General features: G+C 71.6%; 21 protein-coding genes and 1 pseudogene. 13 read left to right on the top strand and 9 right to left on the bottom strand.

What is annotated here, in order from left to right:
* Positions 1–99 precede the first annotated feature (99 nt).
* Entirely contained in the window at positions 100–1,683 is a 1,584-nt protein-coding gene (locus AB0B39_RS02675; RefSeq protein ID WP_234589112.1) for an acyl-CoA carboxylase subunit beta, read from the bottom strand.
* 85 nt (positions 1,684–1,768) lie between these two features.
* Here AB0B39_RS02675 and AB0B39_RS02670 point away from each other — a divergent pair, with 85 nt between their 5' ends.
* Positions 1,769–2,644 carry a biotin--[acetyl-CoA-carboxylase] ligase gene (locus AB0B39_RS02670; protein ID WP_357573314.1) on the top strand — a complete coding sequence of 292 codons (876 nt, stop codon included), beginning with the start codon at positions 1,769–1,771 and terminating at the stop codon, positions 2,642–2,644.
* A 195-nt stretch (positions 2,645–2,839) separates the two neighbouring features.
* Entirely contained in the window at positions 2,840–3,412 is a 573-nt protein-coding gene (locus tag AB0B39_RS02665) for a PH domain-containing protein (RefSeq protein WP_234589114.1), read from the top strand.
* A gap of 47 nt (positions 3,413–3,459) precedes the next feature.
* On the opposite strand, the gene AB0B39_RS02660 is transcribed toward AB0B39_RS02665, so the two are convergent.
* From AB0B39_RS02660 to AB0B39_RS02650, 3 genes and pseudogenes are all read right to left on the bottom strand, one after another.
* A complete protein-coding gene (locus AB0B39_RS02660; protein ID WP_357573313.1) occupies positions 3,460–4,212 on the bottom strand; it encodes a MaoC/PaaZ C-terminal domain-containing protein in 753 nt (250 codons plus the stop codon).
* Entirely contained in the window at positions 4,209–4,925 is a 717-nt protein-coding gene (locus AB0B39_RS02655) for a GtrA family protein (RefSeq protein WP_357494269.1), read from the bottom strand. The genes AB0B39_RS02660 and AB0B39_RS02655 overlap by 4 nt, the downstream gene beginning before the upstream one ends.
* Positions 4,926–4,988: 63 nt before the next feature.
* Positions 4,989–5,829: pseudogene (locus AB0B39_RS02650) on the bottom strand (GtrA family protein).
* 136 nt (positions 5,830–5,965) lie between these two features.
* Between AB0B39_RS02650 and AB0B39_RS02645 the strand changes: the two are divergent.
* The 4 genes from AB0B39_RS02645 (at position 5,966) to AB0B39_RS02630 (ending at position 11,747) form a co-directional block, all read left to right on the top strand.
* On the top strand, positions 5,966–7,810 hold the full coding sequence (locus AB0B39_RS02645) for a phosphoenolpyruvate carboxykinase (GTP) (protein WP_234589116.1): 1,845 nt from the start codon (positions 5,966–5,968) through the stop codon (positions 7,808–7,810).
* A gap of 37 nt (positions 7,811–7,847) precedes the next feature.
* Positions 7,848–8,708, top strand: coding sequence for a hypothetical protein (locus tag AB0B39_RS02640; protein ID WP_357573312.1), 861 nt, complete (start codon positions 7,848–7,850; stop codon positions 8,706–8,708).
* Positions 8,709–9,802: 1,094 nt separating this feature from the next.
* Entirely contained in the window at positions 9,803–10,945 is a 1,143-nt protein-coding gene (locus AB0B39_RS02635) for a geranylgeranyl reductase family protein (RefSeq protein ID WP_357573311.1), read from the top strand.
* A gap of 31 nt (positions 10,946–10,976) precedes the next feature.
* Positions 10,977–11,747, top strand: a complete 771-nt coding sequence (locus AB0B39_RS02630) for an isoprenyl transferase (RefSeq protein ID WP_234589120.1) — start codon at positions 10,977–10,979, stop codon at positions 11,745–11,747.
* A gap of 28 nt (positions 11,748–11,775) precedes the next feature.
* On the opposite strand, the gene otsB is transcribed toward AB0B39_RS02630, so the two are convergent.
* From otsB to AB0B39_RS02615, 3 genes are all read right to left on the bottom strand, one after another.
* A complete protein-coding gene (gene otsB, locus AB0B39_RS02625; protein ID WP_234589122.1) occupies positions 11,776–12,600 on the bottom strand; it encodes a trehalose-phosphatase in 825 nt (274 codons plus the stop codon).
* A 67-nt stretch (positions 12,601–12,667) separates the two neighbouring features.
* On the bottom strand, positions 12,668–13,021 hold the full coding sequence (locus AB0B39_RS02620; protein WP_234589124.1) for a hypothetical protein: 354 nt from the start codon (positions 13,019–13,021) through the stop codon (positions 12,668–12,670).
* Between the two features lie 162 nt (positions 13,022–13,183).
* On the bottom strand, positions 13,184–13,627 hold the full coding sequence (locus tag AB0B39_RS02615) for an XRE family transcriptional regulator (protein ID WP_204943358.1): 444 nt from the start codon (positions 13,625–13,627) through the stop codon (positions 13,184–13,186).
* Between the two features lie 264 nt (positions 13,628–13,891).
* Between AB0B39_RS02615 and AB0B39_RS02610 the strand changes: the two genes are divergently transcribed.
* The 7 genes from AB0B39_RS02610 to AB0B39_RS02580 all read left to right on the top strand — a co-directional run bounded on the left by AB0B39_RS02610 (position 13,892) and on the right by AB0B39_RS02580 (position 20,911).
* Positions 13,892–14,248 carry a hypothetical protein gene (locus tag AB0B39_RS02610; RefSeq protein ID WP_234589126.1) on the top strand — a complete coding sequence of 119 codons (357 nt, stop codon included), beginning with the start codon at positions 13,892–13,894 and terminating at the stop codon, positions 14,246–14,248.
* Between the two features lie 31 nt (positions 14,249–14,279).
* Entirely contained in the window at positions 14,280–14,615 is a 336-nt protein-coding gene (locus tag AB0B39_RS02605) for a hypothetical protein (protein WP_007455629.1), read from the top strand.
* Positions 14,616–15,020: 405 nt separating this feature from the next.
* Positions 15,021–16,436: a PhoH family protein gene (locus AB0B39_RS02600; protein ID WP_234589129.1), complete on the top strand. Its 1,416-nt coding sequence runs from the start codon at positions 15,021–15,023 to the stop codon at positions 16,434–16,436.
* Between the two features lie 278 nt (positions 16,437–16,714).
* A complete protein-coding gene (locus AB0B39_RS02595) occupies positions 16,715–17,395 on the top strand; it encodes a lytic transglycosylase domain-containing protein (RefSeq protein ID WP_357493630.1) in 681 nt (226 codons plus the stop codon).
* A 115-nt stretch (positions 17,396–17,510) separates the two neighbouring features.
* Positions 17,511–18,164 (top strand): rhomboid family intramembrane serine protease, encoded by a 654-nt coding sequence (locus AB0B39_RS02590; RefSeq protein ID WP_234589133.1) that lies wholly within the window; start codon positions 17,511–17,513, stop codon positions 18,162–18,164.
* A 105-nt stretch (positions 18,165–18,269) separates the two neighbouring features.
* A complete protein-coding gene (locus AB0B39_RS02585; RefSeq protein WP_357573765.1) occupies positions 18,270–19,238 on the top strand; it encodes an NAD(P)/FAD-dependent oxidoreductase in 969 nt (322 codons plus the stop codon).
* 65 nt (positions 19,239–19,303) lie between these two features.
* A complete protein-coding gene (locus AB0B39_RS02580) occupies positions 19,304–20,911 on the top strand; it encodes a hypothetical protein (RefSeq protein WP_357573310.1) in 1,608 nt (535 codons plus the stop codon).
* Positions 20,912–20,914: 3 nt separating this feature from the next.
* Here AB0B39_RS02580 and AB0B39_RS02575 read toward each other — a convergent pair whose 3' ends face one another.
* On the bottom strand, positions 20,915–21,886 hold the full coding sequence (locus tag AB0B39_RS02575) for a DMT family transporter (protein ID WP_234589137.1): 972 nt from the start codon (positions 21,884–21,886) through the stop codon (positions 20,915–20,917).
* Positions 21,883–22,914 carry a class II fructose-bisphosphatase gene (glpX, locus tag AB0B39_RS02570; protein WP_234589139.1) on the bottom strand — a complete coding sequence of 344 codons (1,032 nt, stop codon included), beginning with the start codon at positions 22,912–22,914 and terminating at the stop codon, positions 21,883–21,885. The genes AB0B39_RS02575 and glpX overlap by 4 nt, the downstream gene beginning before the upstream one ends.
* Between the last annotated feature and the right edge of the window lie 4 nt (positions 22,915–22,918).

Here is a 22,918-nt window from a genome sequence, read left to right as displayed (position 1 = left end):
TGTTGTTGCCTCCCGAGGCCGGGAAGCAGCACTTTCCCCGAAGTTGCGCGGATCACGCGAGCAGGGCCCGCGCGGATCACGCGAGCAGGGCCGCGCGGATCACAGCGGGATGTTGCCGTGCTTCTTCGGCGGCAGGGTCTCGCGCTTCGTGCGCAGGACGCGCAGCGCCCGGACGATCTGGGTGCGGGTCTCGTGCGGCGGGATCACCGAGTCGACGTACCCGCGCTCGGCGGCCACGTACGGGTTGGCCAGGGTGTCCTCGTACTCGGCGATCTTCTCGGCCCGCACCGCCGCCGGGTCCTCGGCGCCGGCCAGCTCCGAGCGGTAGAGGATGTTCACCGCGCCCTGCGCGCCCATCACGGCGATCTGCGCGGTCGGCCAGGCGAAGTTCAGGTCCGCGCCGAGGTGCTTGGAACCCATCACGTCGTACGCGCCGCCGTACGCCTTACGGGTGATCACGGTGACCTTCGGGACTGTCGCCTCGGCGTACGCGTAGATGAGCTTGGCGCCCCGGCGGATGATGCCGTCCCACTCCTGGCCGGTGCCGGGCAGGAAGCCGGGCACGTCCACGAAGGTCAGCACCGGGATGTTGAACGCGTCGCAGGTGCGCACGAACCGGGCGGCCTTCTCCGAGGCGGCGATGTCCAGGGTGCCGGCGAAGTGCATCGGCTGGTTGGCGACCACGCCGACCGGGCGGCCCTCCACCCGGCCGTAGCCGACCACGATGTTCTGAGCGTAGAGCGGCTGGACCTCCAGGAACTCCCCGTCGTCCAGGACGTGCTCGATGACGGTGTGGATGTCGTACGGCTGGTTCGCCGAGTCCGGGACGAGCGTGTCCAGCTCGCGGTCCTCGTCGGTGATCGTCAGGTCGGCGGGGGCCTCGAAGACGACCGGCTCGTCGAGGTTGTTCGACGGCAGGTACGACAGCAGGGCCTTGACGTAGTCGACCGCGTCGTCCTCGTCGGTGGCGAGGTAGTGCGCGTTGCCGCTGCGGGTGTTGTGCGTGCGGGCCCCGCCCAACTCCTCCATGCCGACGTCCTCGCCGGTCACCGTCTTGATCACGTCGGGGCCGGTGATGAACATGTGCGAGGTCTGGTCGACCATCACGGTGAAGTCGGTGACGGCCGGGGAGTAGACCGCGCCGCCGGCGCAGGGCCCCATCACCAGCGAGATCTGCGGGATGACCCCGGACGCGCGGACGTTGCGGAAGAAGATCTCCCCGTACAGGCCGAGCGACACCACGCCCTCCTGGATGCGGGCGCCGCCGGAGTCGTTGATGCCCACGACCGGGCAGCCGATCTTCATGGCCAGGTCCATCACCTTGACGATCTTCTCGCCGAAGACCTCGCCGAGTGAGCCGCCGAAGACCGTGAAGTCCTGGGCGAAGACGCACACCTGCCGGCCGTCCACCGTGCCGTAGCCGGTCACCACGCCATCGCCGTACGGGCGGTTGCGCTCCAGACCGAAGGCCGTGGACCGGTGCCGGGCCAGCTCGTCCAGCTCGACGAAGGAGCCCTCGTCGAGCAGCATCTCGATCCGCTCGCGGGCGGTCTTCTTGCCCCGCGCGTGCTGCTTCTCGACCGCACGCGCCGACCCGGCGTGCACCGCCTCGTCGACCCGGCGCTCCAGGTCCGCCAGCTTGCCCGCGGTGCTGTGGATGTTGGTCCCGGTCTCGGTAGTCACCCAGGGAATATAACGATGGTTCAGGTCGGTGCTGCTGTGCAGTACGCCTCAGTACCTCCCGCGGTCACCGCCGTAGGCTGACGGGATGCCGGGTTCCCCGTACACCGATCTGGACCGACCGCCGCTGTCGGCGGCCCGGCTGCGGCGCGCGCTGGTTGCGCCGAACGGGCCGTGGGCCCGCCTGGAGTTGCACGCCGAGACCGGCTCCACCAACGCGGACGTGGCCGAGGCCGCCGCGGCGGGCGAGCCGGAGGGCCTGGTGGTGGTCGCGGAACGGCAGACCGCCGGCCGTGGTCGGCGCGGCCGGGTCTGGCAGTCGCCGCCGCGCGCCGGAATCGCCACCAGCGTGCTGCTGCGGCCCGGCGAGGCCGTGCCGGACCGCGGCTGGGTCGCGGTGCCGTCCACGGCGTACGGGTGGCTGCCGCTGCTCGCCGGCGTCGCGTTGGTCGAGGCGGTGGCCCGGTTGGCCGAGTTGGAGGCCACCCTCAAGTGGCCCAACGACCTGCTCATCGGCGACGCCAAGTGCGCCGGGGTGCTGGCCGAGGCGGTGCCGGGGCGCTCCTCGGCCCAACCGCCGGCCATCGTCCTCGGCGTCGGCCTCAACGTGACCCTGCGCGCCGACGAGTTGCCGGTGAACCCGACCGGGTTGCCGGCCACCTCGCTGCAACTGGCCGGTGCGGCGGCCACCGACCGGGATCCGCTGCTGCGGGCTCTGCTGCGGGCTCTGGCCGACTGGTACGACCGCTGGCGTTCCGCCGACGGGGACGCCGTGGCCAGTGGCCTGCGCGACGCCTACGTGGCGGCCTGCGCGACGATCGGCCGCGAGGTGCGCGTCCTGCTTCCCAGCGGCGACGACCTGACCGGCACCGCCACCGGCATCGACAACGACGGCCAGCTCCAACTGACCACCCCCACCGGAACCCGCGTCGTATCCGCCGGAGACGTCCTCCACCTCCGCTAGCCCGGCCCCCCCCGGGGCCCCCGCCCCCGCCCCGCGATCTTGCAGTTTCTGTCGGGGCGAAACAGGCAGAGGCCGCGTAACGGCGACCGAAAGTGCAAGATCGCGGAAGGTGGGGTGGGGCCGCGTGGCGGATGTTGTGGTGGGGCTTGGGGGGTTTACCGTCTGCGCGTCGAGTAAATGGCGTTGGAGGTTGTCGTGGCGTTTCCCGAAGACGTGCTCACGAAGGACGAGCACGTCGTGCTGCACCTGCACCCGCACTGGAAGGCGCTGATCCGGCCGATCGTGGTGCTGGTGCTGGCCATCGCCGCGGTGGTGGTCGGCGTGCTCCTGCTGCCCGAGAGCAGCGGTGGTTCGATCGCGCTGGCCGTGATCGGGGTGATCGCCCTGGTCGCGGTTCTCTGGCTCGGTCTGTGGCCGTTCCTGGTCTGGCGTACCACCCACTACCTGTTCACCAACGAGCGCGTGCTGTTGCAGCAGGGCGTCTTCTCCCGGGACCGGCGGGACCTTCCGCTCACCCGGATCAACGACCACTCGATGAACCAGCACTTCTTCGAGCGGCTGCTCGGCTGCGGCACCCTCACCATCGAGTCGGCGGGCGAGCGCGGCCAGTCGGTGCTCGCCGACGTGCCGGGTGTCAGCCGGGTGCAGACCACCCTCTACGAGCTGGTCGAGGCGCAGCACGACAAGCACTCGCTGGGCGACGGGGAGATGCGCGACATCCTCGCCGACATGCGCGAGGGCAAGCCGCTGCGCGACACCACGAGCTGATCCCGTTCAGCGCTGACCGTCCCGGCCCGAGCGTCGGGGCGGGACGGTCAGGCGTGCTGTTCGGCCACGGGCCCCGCGGCCGCCGACGGCCGCCCAGCCTCGGACGGCCCGGCCTCCGCCGGTCCGGCCCCGGCTGGCCCGCCATCCGCGGATCCGGCCTCAGCTGGGGATCCGGCCTCGGCTGGGGATCCGGCCTCGGCTGGGGATCCGGCCTCGGCTGGCCCGGTTTCCGCCGGTCCGGACTCGGCTGGTCCGCTTTTCTGCGGGCCGCTCTCGGCGGGTGTGGCCTCGGGGTCCGTCTCGACCGGGCGTAGCGCGAACCAGCCACGGAAGCGGGTCCGCAGCACCTCCTGCTCGGGCCGGTTGTCCGGGCCGAGGCGGAGCATGGTGCCGGTGAGGATGACGGTGCCGAGCCCGGGACGGGCGGCCGACGGGCGGGCGCCCATCACGTCGACCCGGACGGCGAGACGGTCCCCGGCGCGTACCGGGGCGAGCCACCGCAACTCCTCCAGACCGGGGGAGGCGTCCGCCGCCGCGCGGGACAGCAGGTGATCGACGTACGCCCGCATGAACAGGCTGACCGTGTAGAAGCCGCTGGCGATCACTCCGCCGTGCCGACTGGCCTCGGCGAGCTGCGGGTCGACGTGGTACCACTGCGGGTCGAAGCGGCGGGCGAAGGCCAGCATCTCGTCGCCGTCCACGGTCACGGTCCCGAGGTCCACGGTGAGCCCCGGGACGAGATCCTCGAAGAACAGCGCGGCGGGCGCCCCGGTGCCGGAGCGGATGGCGGGAGGCGTCACCGGCGGGGCGCGCGACGGGTGCCGGCGTGCAGCTCCGCGGCGAGTTCCGCGTCCAGATCGGCGGGGAGGCCGGCGGTCAACGGTGTGGGCCGTTGCTGGGCGGGAGCGGCGCCGGTCGGGCCGGGTGTCGGGTCGGGGCGGTCACTGGACTGCGCCTCTTCCAACTCGGAGACGGATTCGGCCAGCTCGGCGACCGGGTCCATCTCGGCCATGGTGTCCCACTCGTCGCGCGGGATGTCGTGCCAGGTGGGCTCGGCCTTGGTCTCGTCCTCGGTCGGCGAGACGGGCTGGAAGACGAAGGTCCGGTACGACCAGAAGCGGAACAGCGTGGCCAGCAGCACACCGGCGGTCTTGGCCACGTTCAGCCCCAGCAGGCCGTGCACGCCGAGCCCGTACTTGGCCGCGGCAACGGCGCCCAGTTCGATGAGCAGGCCGGCCCCGTTGAACAGGAAGAACAGGACGTACTCCCGACGAAGCGCCGATTTCGGGCGATCCCGGTACGTCCAGTGGCGATTCATCAGATACGACGTGATCGTCGCGACGACGGTCGCGATTACGGTCGCCTTCAACTGACCGTTGACGAAAACGGTAAGTGCAAGGACATTGAACACCGCGTAATTGATGACGGTGTTGATGCCGCCGACGATGCCGAACTTGAGCGCCTCGTTGATGAACTTCTGCCAACGCTCAGGCAGCAGACGGACAAGACGCATGCGAAACACCTTAGGGCAGTCGGTGAAGCCGGCGATCACCGGCCGGACGAGGTGGGCGGCAGGTCACGCACCGTGGTCTCGGTCGTGCTCCACCTGCGGAACGATCGGAGTTCCCGCTTCGACGAAGACGAACCGCCGGTAGGACCAGAATCGGAACAGCGTCCCGAGGCCCGTGCCGACGATGAAGCTGGCGATGTTGTCGGCGAGCTGTGTCTGGAACACGGCCGGCCAGATGCTGCCGAGCCCGTACCGGCTGATCGCGAGGCAGGCCACCGCGATGCCGAGGCCGACGGCGTTGAAGAAGAAGAACAGCGCGTACTCCCGCGCAGGGTTGCTGCGCTGGCGGTGCCGCCAGGTCCAGAACCGGTTGCCGAGGAAGGCGAAGGTCGCCGCGATCACTGTCGAGATCGTCTTCGCCGTCACCTGCTCCATGCCGCGCGCGGTGGTCAGGTAGTTGAAGAGCGCGAAGTCGATGAGGAAGGCGATCCCGCCCACGGTGGCGAACTTGCTCAGCTCGCGCACGAGGTGACCGAAACGGTCGAGCAGTCCGCGGACCAGACCCGGTCGGGTCTGCCGGGGACCCGGTTGTTCCCCGGTCATCGTGGCGGCCACGGGGCGAGCCTACCGGCTGTCGGCCAGTCGGCGGGGTAGCAACGGCGACCGGACATCGTCGCTCGTGCCGGCCCTTTCACCCGGTACGTACCAGGTGGACGCAGCGTGACCAAGGGGGAGGACTGACGCGCCCCGGAACGGGAATCCCCGCACCGGTCGGCCGGGCGGGTTGGCGGCCCGACCGCAAAGCGCGTCGACCGGGGTGCACGACAAGATTTGCGTGAAACTGCGCAGGAAAGCGGGTATCAGATCGTGATGCCGCAGCGTCGCCGTACCTTGTGCAGTTCTTCACAACCAGTCCCACTGACTAGGAAGGCTGCCCGGTTTACGCTGAGGCCAATCCCAGGTTTCCACGAAGGCGGCGCATGGCGTCGCTGAGACTCGTGCATCCCATAGATCGGTCAGCGTCGACCACAAGGAGATGTGTCATGGTTGCTCCGGCTGTAGTGCGGGGTATCGATCAGGCCCCGACGTCCCATCCGAAACTGCTTGCCTGGGTCCGTGAGGTCGCAGAACTGACCACCCCCGACCGGGTCGTGTGGGTGGACGGGTCGGACGAGGAGTGGCGTCGCCTCACCGATGAGTTGGTCGAGGCCGGCACCCTCATCCGCCTGAACCCCGAGAAGAAGCCGAACTCGTTCTACGCGCGCACCGACCCGACGGACGTCGCCCGGGTCGAGGAGCGCACCTACATCTGCTCTGTCGACGAGGCGGACGCCGGCCCCACCAACAACTGGATGGCGCCGGCCGAGATGAAGCGGACGATGACCGAGTTGTACCGCGGCTCGATGCGCGGTCGCACCATGTACGTCATCCCGTTCGTGATGGGACCGGTCGAGGCCGAGAGCCCGATGTTCGGCGTCGAGATCACCGACAGCCCGTACGTGGTCGCGTCCATGCGCATCATGACCCGGATGGGCGCGAAGGTCCTCGACGCGATGGGGGACGACGCGGACTTCGTGCACGCGTTGCACTCGATCGGCGCCCCGCTCGCCCCCGGTCAGCAGGACGTCGCGTGGCCGTGCAACGAGACCAAGTACATCTCGCACTTCCCGGAGACCCGGGAGATCTGGTCGTACGGCTCCGGGTACGGCGGCAACTCGCTGCTCGGCAAGAAGTGCTACTCGCTGCGGATCGCCAGCGTGATGGGCCGGGACGAGGGCTGGCTCGCCGAGCACATGCTCATCCTCAAGATCACCTCGCCGGAGGGCAAGGTCCACCACATCGCAGGCGCCTTCCCGTCCGCGTGCGGCAAGACCAACCTGGCCATGGTGGAGCCGACCATTCCGGGGTGGAAGGTCGAGACGATCGGCGACGACATCGCCTGGATGCGGTTCGGCCCGGACGGCCGGCTCTACGCGGTCAACCCGGAGTACGGCCTCTTCGGCGTCGCGCCCGGCACCGACTGGAAGACCAACGCCAACGCCATGCGGACGCTGGACCGGGGCAACTCCGTCTTCACCAACGTCGGCCTCACCGACGACGGTGACGTCTGGTGGGAGGGCATGGGTGAGCCCCCGGCGCACCTGATCGACTGGAAGGGCAACGACTGGACGCCGGAGAGCGACAGCCTCTCCTCGCACGCGAACAGCCGGTTCTGCACCCCGATCACCCAGTGCCCGATCCTCGCCGACGAGTACTTCGACCCGAACGGCGTGCCGATCGACGCGATCCTCTTCGGTGGCCGCCGCCGGGACACCATCCCACTGGTGACCGAGGCCCGCGACTGGGTGCACGGCGTCTACATGGGCGCGACCCTCTCCTCGGAGACCACCGCCGCCGCGTCCGGAGCGGTTGGCGTGGTCCGTCGGGACCCGATGGCGATGCTGCCGTTCATCGGCTACCACGCCGGTGACTACTTCCGGCACTGGATCGAGATGGGCAAGGGCGCCGACGGCGACGAGGCCAAGCTGCCGAAGATCTACTACGTGAACTGGTTCCGCAAGGACGCGGACGGCTCGTTCCTGTGGCCGGGCTTCGGGGAGAACTCCCGGGTGCTCAAGTGGGTCGTCGAGCGGATCGAGGGCACCGCCGACGCGGTCGAGACCCCCGTGGGCATGGTGCCGACCGCCGACGCGCTCGACGTCGAGGGCCTGGACATGACCCCGGAGGACGTCCGGATCGCGCTGAAGGTCGACCCGGACGAGTGGCGCAACGAGCTGCCCCTGATCACCGAGTGGTTCGAGAAGTTCGGTGACAAGCTGCCCGGCGTGCTCTGGGCCGAGTTGGACGCGCTGCGCGCCCGCCTGGACGCCGTACAACCGCAGCGCTAGGTGTGAACATCGCCCGCCGCGGGCAACAACGGATCCCATGAGGACGGCCGCCGAGACCGAGGTCCGGCGGCCGTCCGCCGTCCGGGTGCTCACCTTCCTGCTCGCGACGACGGCGGCGGCGACCGTCGTGGTCGAGCTGCTCAACTGGTGGTACGCCCCGGAGCAGGGCTTCGGCCTGGCCGTGCGCACCGGTTGGGCGATGCTGCGCTCGTTCGGTTTCCTGCTGCTGATCGGGCACGTCCGCCGGGGCCGCACGGTGGCCCGTCCGTTCGGGCTGATCCTCGCGGTCACCACGATCTTCGCCGTCGGCCGGCTGATCGTGCCCCGGCAGGGCGTGCCGCCGCTGCCCGGGCTGCTCGGCTTCGCCCTGCTCACCGCGCTCTGTGTGGCTGTGGTGTGGATGCTCTACCGCTCGTCGGCGCTCGCTGGGCATCTCGTCCGACACCGGCCCCGGCTGGTCATCGACCGGGCCGGCATCTCCTGGCGCGAAATCCCGCCGCGTCGGCCGCAGGCCAGCGGTTGGCTGCTGACCAGCCGGGTCGCGGCGTTCACCTACAGCCCGCTGATGCTGGTGCCGGCGCTGGTGGCCGGAGGCGCGATCCTGGACGATCGTCTGTCCGCCGTACCGGCCGTGCTGTTCTGGTTCGGCGCCGGCATCGCGGCCAGCTACGCGGTGCTGTTCTGCACCGCGTTCCTGATGCGTGGCAAGGACTGGGCGCGGGGCCTGCTGGTCGTCGTCACGCTGGCCGTGCTGGCCGTGGACCTGCCACTGTGCTGGTGGCTGCTGGGCGTGGACGGCCTGATCCGCGACGGCGCCCCGCTGCTCGCCGCCGCCGCGCTGGCCCTGTACGGCCTGCGCCGGGCCTCCCGCGCCCCAGACGCCGCCGCCCCGGTCTAGAAAGCCCCGCCGGGTTGCCCCCGTTCGCGCGCTGCGCGAACTGACGGGCTCGGTGGATGTTGTGAGGGTTGGCCCTGGGTGTGGGCTGGTTCTGGGGTGGGTGGGGTTGGCGGGTGTTGACGGGTTGGCCTGGTGTGGGGCTGGCCTGTGGCTGGCGGTGTCGGCGGGTGTTGTCGGTTGGCCCTGGGTGTGGGGCTCGGCGTGGCTGGCGGGGTTTGCGGGGTCGGTAGGTGCAGTCGAGCTGCACCGGGTGTGGGGCTGGCCCGGCCCTGCGGCTGGCGGTGTTGGCGGGTGCTGTCGAGCTGCACCGGATGTGGGCCGGCGCTCCGCTGCCCCTGCAGGGCGCTCCGGCAGTGGGGGGAACTGGCGCCTGGGTGGGCCGCGGCCGCGGCTCCCGGCCATGATCAACTCGAGATCGCCGATATCGGGGTGACCGGGCGCCCTGGACACCCCGATATCGGCGATCCCGAGTCGATCAATGCCTGACGTCGAGCCATCGGAGACACTCCGCCCCACCAGCGGGGCAGCTCGACAGGGAACGCAGCAGGCGGCCACGGTGCCGCTCCGGGTCCGCGGATCCACGGTCCACGGCTTCGCAGGTCAATGGGTCCGCGCCTGCACGGGTCCGCGCATCCGCGCATCCGCGCATCCGCGCATCCGCGCATCCGCGCATCCGCGCATCCGCGCGGACGGGTCCGCGCGCCGACGGGTCCGCGCGCCGACGGGTCCGCGCGCCCGCGGGTCCGCGCCGCGCCTCCGCAGGTCCGAGCCTCCGCTTTAGGGCCGCTGCCTCGTCGTCGCCGGTTGCGGGCCGCCGGTTGCGGGCCGGCGGTTGATGGCCGCGCGAGGTGGCCGCCGGTCCAGGGTTTGTGGGGTCGAGGGGGCTTGGGGGGTGTTCGGCTGCGGGGTCGTTCGGCTTCGGGGTGGCCCGACCGTGCGGCGGCCGTGCGGCGCCGTGCGGCAGCGGCGCGGGCGGGCCGCCAGGGGGCAGGATGGCGGGTGATGTCGGTCACCGTGGCCGGTGTCGATGGCCCAGGTGATCGCCGGGCGGGACGGGTACGAGCCGCTTCGCCCCGGTCGGAGGGAGGCGCACGGTGAGCGACGAGTTCGACGTGGTGGTGGTGGGGGCGGGGCCGGCCGGGGCGGCTGCGGCGCTGACGGCGCGCAGGGCGGGCGCCAGTGTGTTGCTGTTGGACCGGGCGGACTTCCCTCGGGACAAGGCCTGCGGCGACGGGATCGCCGCGCACTCGGTGGACGTGCTCGCCGAGCTGGGCGTGACCGAGGCGGTGGCCGGCTACGCCGCGCTGCCCGCGCTGCGGATGGTCTCGCCGGGCGGCCAGGCGGTCGCTCGGGCGCTGCCCCGGCCCGCGTACACGGTGCCTCGGGAGGTCTTCGACGCGCGGCTGGTGGCGGCCGCGGTGGCCGCCGGGGCACAGTTGCGCCGCCACAACGTCCGGCGGGTCCAGCCGCGCTCCGACCGGGTGGTGCTCGACGGGGAGCTGTCCGGCCGGGTGGTGGTGGGTGCGGACGGCGCCGGGTCGGTGGTGCGCCGGGCCCTCGGCCACCCGGTGAACCCCGACCGGCACCTGGCGCTGGCCATCCGGGGGTACGCCCCGGCGCTGCCCGGCCCACCCGAGCAGCTCATCGTCACGTCGAAGGCACGCTGGCCGGCGTACGCCTGGTCGTTTCCGATCGGCGACGGGCGGGCGAACGTCGGGTACGGGGAGGTGCTGCGCGGTGAGCCTCTGAGCCGGGCGTACCTGCTGGACCGGCTGGCCGCGCTGCTGCCCGGCACGGACCTGTCGACGGTGACCGCGCTGCGCGCCCACCACCTGCCGCTGTCCACGCACCGGCCGGCACCGGGTCGGGACCGCACCCTGCTGGCCGGTGACGCCCTGTCGCTGATCAACCCGTTCACCGGGGAGGGCATCTTCTACGCGCTGCTCTCCGGTGCGCTGGCCGGCGCCGCGGCGGCCCGTGCGCCCGAGGCGGCGGCGCGGCGCTACGCCCTCGGTCTGCGTCGTCGCCTCGGCACCCACCTGCGGCACAGCTCGGTCGCCGCGTGGTTGGCACGACGGCGGCGGGTGGTCGACGCGGCGGTCCGGGCGGCCCGCCGGGACGACCGTGTGTTCGACGATGTGGTCGAGCTGGGGCTGGGCGACGGGCGGCTCACCGCCCGTACGCTGGGCATGATCGGCGTCGAACTGTCCGGCGGGGATCGGCCTCCGAAGGGGTGATCCCGCTGGCGGGTCGCTACGCTGCTAGGTGATGACGCTGCGGAACCTTATCTACTCCGTGTACGAGCGCCGGCTCACGGCGAAGCTCGCGGGCAAGCCGGTGCCCCGACACGTCGGGGTGATGTGCGACGGCAACCGCCGGTGGGCGAGGGAGATGGGCTTCGTCGACCCCAACGACGGGCACCGGGTCGGCGCGGCGAAGATCAAGCATGTCCTCGGCTGGTGCGACCAGGCCGGCATCGGGCACGTGACCCTCTATCTGCTGGCCACCGACAATCTGCGCCGTCCCGCAAGCGAGCTGGACCCGCTGCTGCAGATCATCGAGGACCTGGTGGTGGAGCTGGCCGAGGAGGGCAACCCCTGGCGGCTGCGTATCGTCGGCGCGCTTGATCTGCTGCCCGCCCAGACGGCGGCGGCGCTCAAGGGCGCGGAGGAGCGCACCCGGGACCGCAGCGGCGGCGCGGAGGTCAACATCGCCGTCGGCTACGGCGGCCGACGGGAGATCACCGACGCGGTCCGTTCGCTGCTGCTGGAGCACGCCGCCTCGGGCGGCACGATCGAGGAGCTGGCCGAGGTGCTGGACGTCGAGCACATCGCCGAGCACCTCTACACCCGCGGCCAGCCCGATCCCGACCTGGTCATCCGCACCAGCGGGGAGCAGCGGCTGTCCGGGTTCATGCTCTGGCAGTCCGCGCACTCGGAGTTCTACTTCTGCGAGCTCAACTGGCCGGATTTCCGGCACATCGACTTCCTGCGCGCGCTGCGCTCGTACGCCACCCGCCAGCGCCGGTACGGCGCCTGAGCCCTGCTGCGGGCGGAGGCGAGCCCGGTCAGGGCAGCCGGGTCAGGGCCCGGGTGAGGAAGTCACCCAGTGCGGCCGGGGACTCGATGGTCAGGTCGGCGGCGTTGGCCACCTCCTGACCGGTCTCCGGGTTGGCGACGGCCACGCAGACGCCGAAGAAGTCCGGGTCCGCCTCGGCGCGGGCGCGTAGCGCCGCGAACGCCTTGATGTCCGAGACGTCGTCGCCGAAGTACCAGGCGCCGGTGGCGCCCTGGACCACCTCGCCGATCACCATGCCCTTGTCCCGGTCGACGGGCGGCTTGAGCTCCAGCACCATCCGCCCGGCCTGCACCCGGAGCCCCAGCCGGTCGGCCTGCGCCTGACCCCACTGCTGCACGGTCGCGCCGAGCTGCGGCGCGGTACGCCAGTGCAGCGCGACCGAGAGCCGCTTGAACTCGACGAGCGTGCCGGGTGGCAGTTCCGCCCGGGCCAGGTCGGCCAGCTCGGCCATGGTCGGCACCCACGGCAGGGCGGTGGGCTCGGTGACGGTCTCGCCACCGGAGTGGCTGTGCTCCAGCCCGTAGAGACCGTAGAGGTCGACGCCGCTCAGCTCGCCGAGGCGGTCCCGGAGGAACTCCACGGGCCGGGCGGAGACGATCGCGATCCGCTGCACCATCGGGGCCAGCGCCTCGATCGCGGCGAGGGCGTTGGGTGCGGGGCGGACCGCCGTCGGGTCGTCGTCGACGGGCGCGAGTGTGCCGTCGAAGTCGAAGAAGAGCACGGTCCCCGCCGCCCGGCCGGCAGTGAACTGCCATGCCTGATCGGCGTCCAACGGGGTCCTCGGCTGGTGGTTGCCCAGATTCAACGGTGGCACGCGCGTCAGCGTACCCCGGCGTTGAGGGCTCATTCCTGGCCGAGCACCACCGCTCGGCGGCGCGCGATCAGCGTTCGGCGGCTCCCCGTCCGCGGCGTCCGAATGGCACCACCGCAGCGTCCTGCCCGTGGCTGAGCAGGTAGCCCTCCACGAAGCCGGTGTTGCGGTCCCCGGTGCGGGTCTCGATCTCGTTGAGTCGTGCCACCAGGAACTCGGTGAGTGCGCTGATCCGGTCGTTGAGCCGCTCGTGCAGCTCCGCGACGACGGCCAGGATGACCGCCGTGCCGGCGCTGATGAGGGCGAGAAGGTTGACGGGCAGCGGCAGCTGCCCACCGTTGACCGCGAGGGTCACCACGTTGCCGGTCGCCCACAGTGTCATCGACACCGTGGCGACCACGACTGCCCACCACTTCAGGGTCATGGACAGACCCCTCCTTATGTCCCGCAGGGCTGGGTTCGGCCTTGTCCCGTCCCCCCGCCGATGACGAGCCCAAGCAGTACGAGTACGGACGCTAGCGTGCCCGTTCCGACCCCGGAGCGAAACGAATGAACCTGACCAGGCGTTCTTTCGCCATCTGAGGAACTAGCCTGCCTGATTGCCTCTATTTCGGACATCGACCGGCAACGTTGGGCGGTATGCGAGATATCTGATGGTTTCGCGGATGTGGAACTTCTCCGCGTCCGACACGTTCGGGTCGACGAGGCGGCGCAGCAGAGCCTCCACGTCCGGGTCCATCGGTGGGGCCGGCTGGCCGGCGCGCGGGCCGGTCGCGGTGCGGTCCCAGCCGAGCGCGGCGAAGGCGGCGGCGGGGTTCAGGCCCAGGCCCTCGCAGAAGGCGACGACGCGTTCGGCCTCGGGGTCGCTGGCCCAGTCTCCACGGACCCACCGGTTGATGGTCTGCCGGGAGACGCCGGTACGTCGGGACACCTCGGTGCCGCTCCAGGCCCGCGTCGCCCGCGCCTCGTCGAGGGCACGCCGGACGAAGGTGGCGAAGGCGATCTTTCGCGCATTGGCCGTCTCGGTCACCCCGTGACGGTACGACCAGCCTGGTTCGGGCGTACGCCCAGGCACGCTGCTGTCACGCTGACGTGACGGCTCTCTCGGATTCGTGGTAAACGATCCAGCGCCGCTCTGGAGGGGTGTCACCCGGGCAGAATAGATGCCCGTAGTGGCGAATGTAAGAGGACGAAAAGCTGATACTGTCACGCTCATGGGACAATCTACGGTGTGTCACGTGCATGAGACGACTGGTGCTCACATGCGTCACGCCCCCGGTGCCGAGGGGGTGTGGTGACCGAGCTCGCCACCCGAGCCCAGGCCTTCGGGCTGATCGCCGAGGGAGTGGCCGCGGGGCTGAGTGCCCCGTGGCGCCTCTATCTCGCCCGAGGCTGCCGATACCTGTCGCTGAGCGTGGGCGACCGCACCGAGTGGAACGCCTGGCGTACCCACCTCGGCTGCCCCGAGTTGAGCGTCCGTGTCTACGACGCCGGCGGGGAGATCCGCCGCTCCTCCGTCGCCGAGGTCGTGCTGGACGGCTGCCGGATCAGCGTCGAACTGGTCGAGGAGGTCAGCACCGACGACCTGGACCGGCTGCTGGTCGCGGATCCCACCGCCGACCCCACAGCGGCCGAGCCGGAGGAACGATGACGCGGCGTCCGGGCCGGGCCGGGGCCGCCCGATGAGCCCGTTCCTCGTGGTCTTCCTCGTCCTGGTGCTCGGTGCCACCAGCTACGCGGCTGGTCGGCTGCACGGGCAGCTCAGCTACCGCATCGGCTACCGCTTCGGCTATCGACAGGGCTACTTCGACGGTGACCGGGGCGCCTGGAACCGGCGCCGACGCGACGCCCAGGCGGCGATCGCCTCCGCCCTGTCGGTCTCCTCGGCGGGGGCCGTCCGCTCCGCCGGCACGGTGGCCCGCCCCGGCACCACGTACACCGGCTCGTCGTTCACGGCGCCGGCCGCCCCCATCACGGGGCGGCACCCGACCGGCACGCTCGTTCGACGGACCGGCTGAGCCGGCCGGCGGGCCGCCCCGGGCGGTCCCGCCGACCGGTGCCGAAAAGCGCGGTGCGTCGTCCGCGGCGGACACGCACCGTCGGGGCCACGTCAGACCGGTGACGGTGGCCCCGGCCGGCCGGGATGCGCGCAGGGGGCATGCATCCCGGCCGGCTCGCCGCGCCCCGCTGTCGACCTGGCGGCGCGGTGTTCACAGGGCTGTCTCCGGAGATCCACGATCACGGCACTAGCCGGGACGGTCCGCCGCCGCTAGCGTCTAGGCATGGCACGGGGTTCTCCCGAGCCAGCCGGTCCGCCCGGATCTGCGACCTCGCGCACGGGGTTCCGCATCCGACCCCGTGTCCCCGGGCACCGGACGAGGCGGAACACGGGTGGCCGGGTGCCCATCCGTCGGAGCAGGCCTGTGACGACTCGCCGTACCACCGCCGGTGCCGACCAGATCCCGGCCGCGACTGCCACGACCCGCCGCGCCCCCCGGAGCCGCCGTAGCGCGGCAACCGCGCCGGCTGACCCCAAGGAGCCGCGACCAGCGGGCCAGGCTTTCGTTCTGGACACGTCCGTGCTGTTGTCCGACCCGGCGGCGTTCCACCGCTTCGCCGAGCACGAGGTGGTGCTGCCGCTGGTGGTCATCACCGAGCTGGAGGGCAAGCGGCACCACCCGGAGCTGGGCTGGTTCGCCCGGCAGTCGCTGCGCATGCTCGACGAGCTGCGGATCCAGCACGGCCGGCTGGACACGCCGGTGCCCGCCAACGACGCCGGTGGCACGTTGCGGGTGGAGTTGAACCACACCGACGACGGCGTGCTGCCCCCCGGGTTCCGCACCGAGAGCAACGACGCCCGGATCCTCTCCGTGGCGCTCAACCTCGCCGCCGAGGGCCGGGACGTCACCCTGGTCAGCAAGGACATGCCGCTGCGGGTCAAGGCTGCCTCGGTGGGTCTGCGCGCCGACGAGTACCGCCACGGCCAGGCCAGCGACCCGACCTGGACCGGCATGTCCGAGCTGGAGTTGGGCGAGGAGCAGATCTCCGCGCTGTACGCCGGCGACACGCTCGACGTCGACGAGGCGGCGGGTCTGCCCTGCCACACCGGCCTGGTGCTGCACTCGACGCGCGGCTCCGCGTTGGGCCGGGTGCTGCCGGACAAGTCCGTCCGGTTGGTCCGGGGCGACCGGGAGGCGTTCGGCCTGCACGGCCGCTCGGCCGAGCAGCGCGTCGCCCTCGACCTGCTGCTCGACGAGACGATCGGGATCGTCTCGCTGGGTGGGCGGGCCGGCACCGGCAAGTCGGCGTTGGCGCTCTGCGCCGGGCTGGAGGCGGTGATGGAGCGCCGCCGGCACAAGAAGGTGATCGTCTTCCGCCCGCTGTACGCCGTCGGCGGCCAGGAGCTGGGCTACCTGCCCGGGTCGGAGTCGGAGAAGATGTCGCCGTGGGCCCAGGCGGTCTTCGACACGCTCGGCGCGGTGGTGCACGAGAACGTGCTGGAGGAGGTCACCTCGCGGGGCATCCTGGAGGTGCTGCCGCTGACCCACATCCGGGGGCGCAGCCTGCACGACGCCTTCGTGATCGTGGACGAGGCCCAGTCGCTGGAGCGTGGCGTGCTGCTGACCGTGCTCTCCCGGATCGGGCAGGGCTCCCGGGTGGTGCTCACCCACGACGTCGCCCAGCGGGACAATCTGCGGGTCGGCCGACATGACGGCGTGACCGCGGTGATCGAGGCGTTGAAGGGCCATCCCCTCTTCGCCCATGTCACGCTCAGCCGGTCGGAGCGGTCGCCGATCGCCGCGATGGTGACCGACCTCTTGGAGGACATCCCACTGTGATGGGGGTTTTGTAGGCTTTCGTCCAGATTTTCGGTGTGGTGCAGATCACAAACAGGCCGGTTGGTTTCCCATCAGCCTCACTGTGCGCGATCGTGTCCCACGAGCGCCCACGCACCACAGGCATCGTTGGTGATCGTTCGTCCAGGCTCTGGACGGCATCGGTGACGGTCGGTGCGTCGGCGCGACCGGCTCACCGGTCGGGGCGCTCACGGCACGGCTGAGGGCCCACCTGGCCTGGCGCCGCGTCGTGTCCTTGCCCCCAACGAAGGGACCACTTCGTGAGTCGGCTGTGGAGCCGGTTGGGCGCCCGTACGGCCGCTGTCGCGCTGCTCTCCGTGGGCGTGGCCGGTGGCTTCTATCTGGGCCAAGACCGGGAAACCCAGCAACAGGGTCTGACCGCGCAGGAGAGCGTCGAGGTCGATCGGATCGACTTCGCCTACCAGCGCGAGCGCCAGGCCAGCCACCAGATCGCGTTCGCCCGGCAGCGGGCCGCCGAGTACCAGGCCAAGCTGCGGGCGGCGGAGGCCGCCAAGGAGGCCGCCGAGCGGGCCCGCCGCGCCGAGGCCGCCGCGGCGTCGCGCAAGCGTGAGCGCGAGGCCGCCGCCAAGGAGGTCACCAAGCCGTACGAGGGGCCGATTCCGGCGTCCTGCGCCGAGTACAGCGGCAACCGCAAGATCGGCTGCGCGCTGATGCTCGAAGCGGGCTTCGGCATCGCCGAGTTCCCCTGCCTGGAGAAGCTCTGGACCAAGGAGAGCGGCTGGAACCACAAGGCCAGCAACTCCTCCTCCGGCGCGTACGGCATCCCGCAGTCGTTGCCGGGCAGCAAGATGGGCTCGATCGCCGACGACTGGCGGACGAACCCGGCCACCCAGATCAAGTGGGGGCTGGGCTACATCAAGGGCCGGTACAAGACGCCCTGTGGCGCCTGGAGCAACTTCCAGAACAACGGCAACTACTGACGTCGTCGAACGGCGGGGCGGGTGGGCGACCACCTGCCCCGCCGTCGCGCGTACGACAGGCAAGCGAGCGGGACGCGAGTGGCGGTCGGCCCCTTTTGCTGATAGCAGTTGGGGGGTGAGCCTGCAGCCGCCAAGCGGCGACCCCTACCGGTTCGGCACCGAGGCGTTCTACGCCGCGCTCGGCCGGGCCTTCGTCGCCATGTGCGCGGTGGTCCCGTTCCTCTTCCTCATCGAGGCCGTCGACCAGGGGCTCGCGTTCGGCCTGGACGCGACGGCCGGCATCATCCCGCACCGCATCGACGGCCTGGACGGCGTCTTCTTCTCGCCGTTCCTGCACCACGGCTTCGACCACCTCTACAGCAACAGCATCCCGCTGATCCTGTTGGGCACCTTCGTGCTGGCCGCGGGCGCCCGCCGGTTCCTCTGGTCGACCCTGATCATCATCCTGGTCAGCGGGCTCGGGGTCTGGTTCACCGGCTCGCCCAACTCGGTGGTGGTCGGCGCCAGCGGGGTGATCTTCGGTTACCTGGGCATCCTGCTCACCCGGGGCATCGTCGAACGCAGTTGGTGGAACTTCGCCGTCTTCCTGCTCGTCGGTCTGCTCTACGGCTGGCAACTGGTCGGCATCCTCCCCACCGACGAGCGGATCTCCTGGCAGGGCCACCTGTTTGGGCTGCTCGGCGGCGTGGTGGCGGCGATCCTGTTCCGCCGTCGCCGCCCGGCCGTGGACGGCCCGGACTACTCGGGCTCCCCCCTCAGCCTGCCCTGACCTGCTCCTCGGCACGCCCCTGGGACATGCTTGCCCGACCGCTGTGCCCCGCCTACCGTCGAGATCAGCACGCGTTGATCCGTGAGCGGAAAGCGACGGTACGCCATGCGCGAGGTCGATGTCGCCGTGATCGGGGCCGGTCCAGCCGGCCTCTTCGCCGCGTACTACGCCGGGTTCCGAGGGTTGTCCGTGGCGGTGATCGACGCGCTTCCGGAGCCGGGCGGCCAGGTCACCGCCATGTATCCGGAGAAGTTGATCCTCGACGTGGCCGGCTTTCCCGCCGTGAAGGGCCGCGACCTGGTCGCCAACCTGGTCGCCCAGGCGGCGCCGTTCGGCCCGCAGTACCTGCTCGGCACGAGGGCCGAGAAGCTGTCGTACGCCGATGACCGGCCGGTGCTCGGCCTGGCCGGCGGAGAGCAGCTCGCCTGCGGCGCGGTAGTGGTCACCGGCGGGCTCGGCAGCTTCAGTCCACGGCCGCTGCCCTGCGCCGACGGCGCTCCCGGCGCCGGCATCGTCTACTTCGTCACCGACCCGGCCGAGCTGACCGACCGGGACGTGCTCATCGTCGGCGGCGGCGACTCGGCCTTCGACTGGGCGCTGGCCCTGCAACCGGTGGCCCGCTCGGTGACGCTGGTGCACCGGCGGGAGAAGTTCCGGGCGCACGCCTCGACTGTCGCCCGGGTGTTGTCGCTGCCGGTGCGGGTGGTGGTCAACGCCGAGGTCACCCGCCTGATCGGCGATGCCACGGTGACCGGCGCCGAGGTGACCGTACGCGGCGGCGCGGCCGAGACCCTTCCGGTGGACACTGTCGTCGCCGCTCTCGGCTTCACCGCCGACCTGGGCCCGCTCGCCGAATGGGGCCTCCAGCTGGACCGCCGGCACATCCTGGTGGACAGCGCCATGGCGACGAACCTGCCCCGGGTCTTCGCGGCCGGCGACATCACCGAGTACCCGGGCAAGGTGCGGCTCATCGCCACCGGCTTCGGCGAGGCCGCGACGGCGGTCAACAACGCGGCGGTGGCCATCGACCCGGCCGCCCACCTGTTCCCCGGGCACTCCTCCGACGCCGGCTGACCGTCGGTATCGGACACACACCGCCGCGTGTCCGGACCGAGACGCGCCGGGCCGATCCTGAGGGGATGACGGGGCCCGAGACATCACCTGACGGCGCTCCCACGACACTGTCGTGGCTCTGCCACCCGGCCACCGTGGTGGCCCTGGTGGTGCTGGTGGTCAACGACCGCATGCTGAAGGCGGCGTTTCCCGGCCTGCTCACCGGCAAGCTGAGTGACGTCGCGGGTCTGGTGCTCGCGCCGCCGCTGGTGGCGGTGCTGCTCACGCTGCTCGCGCCGCGCCTGCCGGCCCGGGCGGCCGCGCTGGTCGGCCTGATCGCGGTGGGCGTCGGGTTCGCGCTGGTGAAATCCAGTGGGTACGCCGCTGAGCTGGCCTCCTCGGCCTGGACCGCGCTGGCCGGGCCGTCACTGGTACGAGCCGACTGGACCGATCTGCTCACCCTGCCGGCGCTCGGTCTGGCCTGGTGGAGTTGGACCCGGGCCCGGCGGCGACCGGTGCGTCAGCGCGCGGCCCGGCTGGTGCGGCTGCTGGTCGTGCTGCCGCCGGCGGTGCTGGCGGTGGCCGCCACCAGCGCTGTCCACTACCCGTACGCGCTCGGCACCACGACGCTCGACGGCCGCCCGGCGATCTCGATCGGCTCCGGCTTTCAGGATCCGTACATGCCGGACAAGCCGGCCGACGGCCGTTGGCGGGTCAGCGAGGACGGCGCGACCACCTGGCGAGAGTCCACCGACAACGAGGAGGCCCGGCTGGACGGTCTGGACTCCCCGCGCCAGCAGGCGTGTGCGCCGGACGACCCGCGACGCTGCTACCGGGTGGCCGCCGGGCACCTGCGGGTGGAGCAGAGCGACGACGCCGGCATGACCTGGCAGGTTGCCTGGGAGGTGGCGGACGCCCGGCGTGACGAGTTGGCCCGCCGGTACGACGACCCGGGTGACTTTCGCCGGCACTTCTCATCTCGCGAACTCGTCGTCTACCCGCACGCCGGGGGCGGCCACGAGGTGCTGGTCGCCAACGGCCGGGACGGATTCGTACGCCGCCTGTCGGACGGCGGGTGGCGGCGCGAGGGCTTTCTCAGCCTCCAGTCGTACATGGCTGACACGCCCGAACTGCCCGACGTGTACGACGGCGGGCGGGTCCAGCGCGCGATCGACGTGTGGCTCGCGCTCGCGCTCGCGTTGCTGCTCGGCTGCGCGGTCACCGTGGTCGCCGGTCATCTGGCGATCCGACGTGGTGGCGGCGGTCGCGGTTGGGGGATCGCCGGGGCCCTCACGCTCCTGCTGGCCGGGCTCGTGTTGAACGCTTCCTGGTCCCAGGTCGACGGCACCGGCGTGGTCACCGTGCTGGTCGTCGTGCCATTGGGCGCGGTGGCGGTGGCGGTGCTGCTGCTCGTACCGTGGCTCGGCCCCGCACCAGGTCGTTGGGTGCTGTGGACCGTGGGCAGCTTCCTGCTCACCATGGTCCTGGCCGGGCTGCCGATGGTCGGCTGGCTCAACGGGACCCCGGAACAGGCCTGGGTCGCGGTCCCGCTGGCCCTGCTGGCCACCGTGCCGGGACTGCTGCTGGCCGTCCGGCTCGCCAGCCTGGCCGACCCGACCCGCGAGGAGAACCGGCGCGACACGCCGCCCTACCCGCCGTACCAACCCCTGCCGCCGCGAGTGCCGCTGCGCTGACGGTCAGCGGCGGGCCGGTGGTGCCAGCGCGGCGATCAGCACGGCCACCATGGTCAGCGCGGCCCCGAGCAGGGTGTTCACACCAGGGTGTGAGGCCGCCGTGGGCAGCACCAGGTCCAGCAGGACCGCCCCCACGATCTGGCCGGCGATGGTGGCCAGGCCGAGCAGCAGCACACCGGTGAACCGCACGATCGCTGCGGCGATGGCGATGAACACGATGCCGATCGGGCCGCCCAGGTAGAGCCACGGCTCGCTCGGCAGGTGGCCGGTCGGCCACCCTCGTACGGCGACGTCGATCGCGAACGCGACGAGCAGGGTGGCCGTGCCGACGGCGAAGTTGACGAGCGTGGCGGTCAACGCGCTGCCGGCAGCCGCCCGGACCCGCCCGTTGACCGCCTGCTGCCAGGCCGTGCCCACCCCGGCGACCAGGGGCAGGAGGGCCAGCGCCAGCGCGCCCGGAGCACTGAGCCGGTCGCCGACCGCCAGGCCGACCGCCAGCACGGTGAGGACCGCGCCGGCCAACCGTTGCCGGGTGACCGGCTGCCGGCCGGTCGGCCCGATGCCGGCGCGGTCCACGGCGAGGCTGCTGCCGGACTGGCCGGCGACCACGGCCACGGTGAAGACCGCCACGCCCAACGTGCCGATGGTGAGGCCCTGGGAGGCCACCAGGAACGCGCCGCACATCCCGCCCAGGCACTGCCACGGCCGCAGCGCGCCCGCCGCGAGGGCACGACGCAGCGCGACCAGCCCTCGTCGCCCGCCGGGGGTGGCGGGCACCAGCACCAGCAGCACCACCAGACCCAGCCCGAACGAGACCACCGCGGCGGCGAACCCGTCGGCCAGGCGTACGCCCAGCTCGCCGTTGATCCGGGACTGCACCGCCACCGCGACTCCGGAGAACGACGCCAACGCGACACCGGCGATCCGGCGGGTCGCGGAGAGGGCCTGCGGCGTCGCGGCGTCGGTGGCGATCACTCCTGCTCGGCCAGCGGACGACCGTCGAAGTCGACAGCGGAGTAGAGCGCCAGCTTCTCCAGCCGGTGGTACGAGTCGATCACCCGGATGGTGCCGCTCTTGGAGCGCATCACGATCGACTGGGTGTACGCGCCGCCGGCCCGGTACCGCACCCCGCGCAGCAGGTCCCCGGAGGTGACCCCGGTCGCCACGAAGAAGCAGTTGTCCCCGGTCACCAGATCGTCGGTGCCGAGCACCCGGTCCAGGTCGTGCCCGGCGGCGAGTGCCTTCTCCCGCTCCTCGTCGTCGCGCGGCCACAGCTTGGCCTGCATCGCCCCGCCCATGCACTTCAGCGCGCAGGCCGAGATGATGCCCTCGGGGGTGCCGCCGATGCCCATCAGCACGTCGACGTCCGACTCGCCGCGGGCCGCCGCGATGGAGCCGGCGATGTCGCCGTCGGAGATGAACCGGATGCCCGCCCCGGTCCGGCGGATCTGGCTGACCAGGTCGTCGTGGCGGCTGCGGTCCAGCACGCAGACCGTCACCTCGGACACATCGGTGCCCTTGACCTTGGCGATCCGGCGCACGTTCTCGGCGACCCCGGCGTTGATGTCGATCACATCCGCGTACGCGGGACCGACGGCGAGCTTCTCCATGTAGAAGACCGCGCTCGGGTCGAACATGGCGCCCCGCTCGGAGACGGCGAGCACCGCCACCGCGTTCGGCATGCCCTTGCTCATCAGGGTGGTGCCGTCGACCGGGTCGACCGCGACGTCCACCTCGGGGCCGGTGCCGTCGCCGACGTGTTCGCCGTTGAAGAGCATCGGGGCGTTGTCCTTCTCGCCCTCGCCGATCACCACGACGCCGCGCATCTGGATGGAGTTGATCAGCTTGCGCATGGCGTCGACGGCGGCGCCGTCGCCGCCCTCCTTGTCGCCCCGGCCGACCCAGCGGCCGGCTGCCATCGCCGCGGCCTCGGTGACCCGGACCAGGTCGAGGGCCAGGTTACGGTCGAGATCCTGTGGGATCCGCGTCCTGGTGTTCGTCATGACG

Origin of the sequence: Micromonospora sp. NPDC049114, assembly GCF_040648635.1 — a bacterium.
GTDB lineage: Bacteria > Actinomycetota > Actinomycetes > Mycobacteriales > Micromonosporaceae > Micromonospora.
This window is presented reverse-complemented; position numbering and strand designations above follow the sequence as displayed.

Excerpts from the sequence above, each read along its gene's own strand:
- AB0B39_RS02670 (WP_357573314.1), top strand. The coding sequence starts at position 1,769 with ATGCCGGGTTCCCCGTACACCGATCTGGACCGACCGCCGCTGTCGGCG.
- AB0B39_RS02585 (WP_357573765.1), top strand. The coding sequence starts at position 18,270 with ATGCGCGAGGTCGATGTCGCCGTGATCGGGGCCGGTCCAGCCGGCCTC.
- glpX (WP_234589139.1), bottom strand. The coding sequence starts at position 22,914 with ATGACGAACACCAGGACGCGGATCCCACAGGATCTCGACCGTAACCTG.
- AB0B39_RS02640 (WP_357573312.1), top strand. The coding sequence starts at position 7,848 with ATGAGGACGGCCGCCGAGACCGAGGTCCGGCGGCCGTCCGCCGTCCGG.
- AB0B39_RS02655 (WP_357494269.1), bottom strand. The coding sequence starts at position 4,925 with ATGCGTCTTGTCCGTCTGCTGCCTGAGCGTTGGCAGAAGTTCATCAAC.
- AB0B39_RS02630 (WP_234589120.1), top strand. The coding sequence starts at position 10,977 with ATGACGCTGCGGAACCTTATCTACTCCGTGTACGAGCGCCGGCTCACG.
- AB0B39_RS02620 (WP_234589124.1), bottom strand. The coding sequence starts at position 13,021 with ATGACCCTGAAGTGGTGGGCAGTCGTGGTCGCCACGGTGTCGATGACA.
- AB0B39_RS02605 (WP_007455629.1), top strand. The coding sequence starts at position 14,280 with ATGAGCCCGTTCCTCGTGGTCTTCCTCGTCCTGGTGCTCGGTGCCACC.
- AB0B39_RS02580 (WP_357573310.1), top strand. The coding sequence starts at position 19,304 with ATGACGGGGCCCGAGACATCACCTGACGGCGCTCCCACGACACTGTCG.
- AB0B39_RS02645 (WP_234589116.1), top strand. The coding sequence starts at position 5,966 with ATGGTTGCTCCGGCTGTAGTGCGGGGTATCGATCAGGCCCCGACGTCC.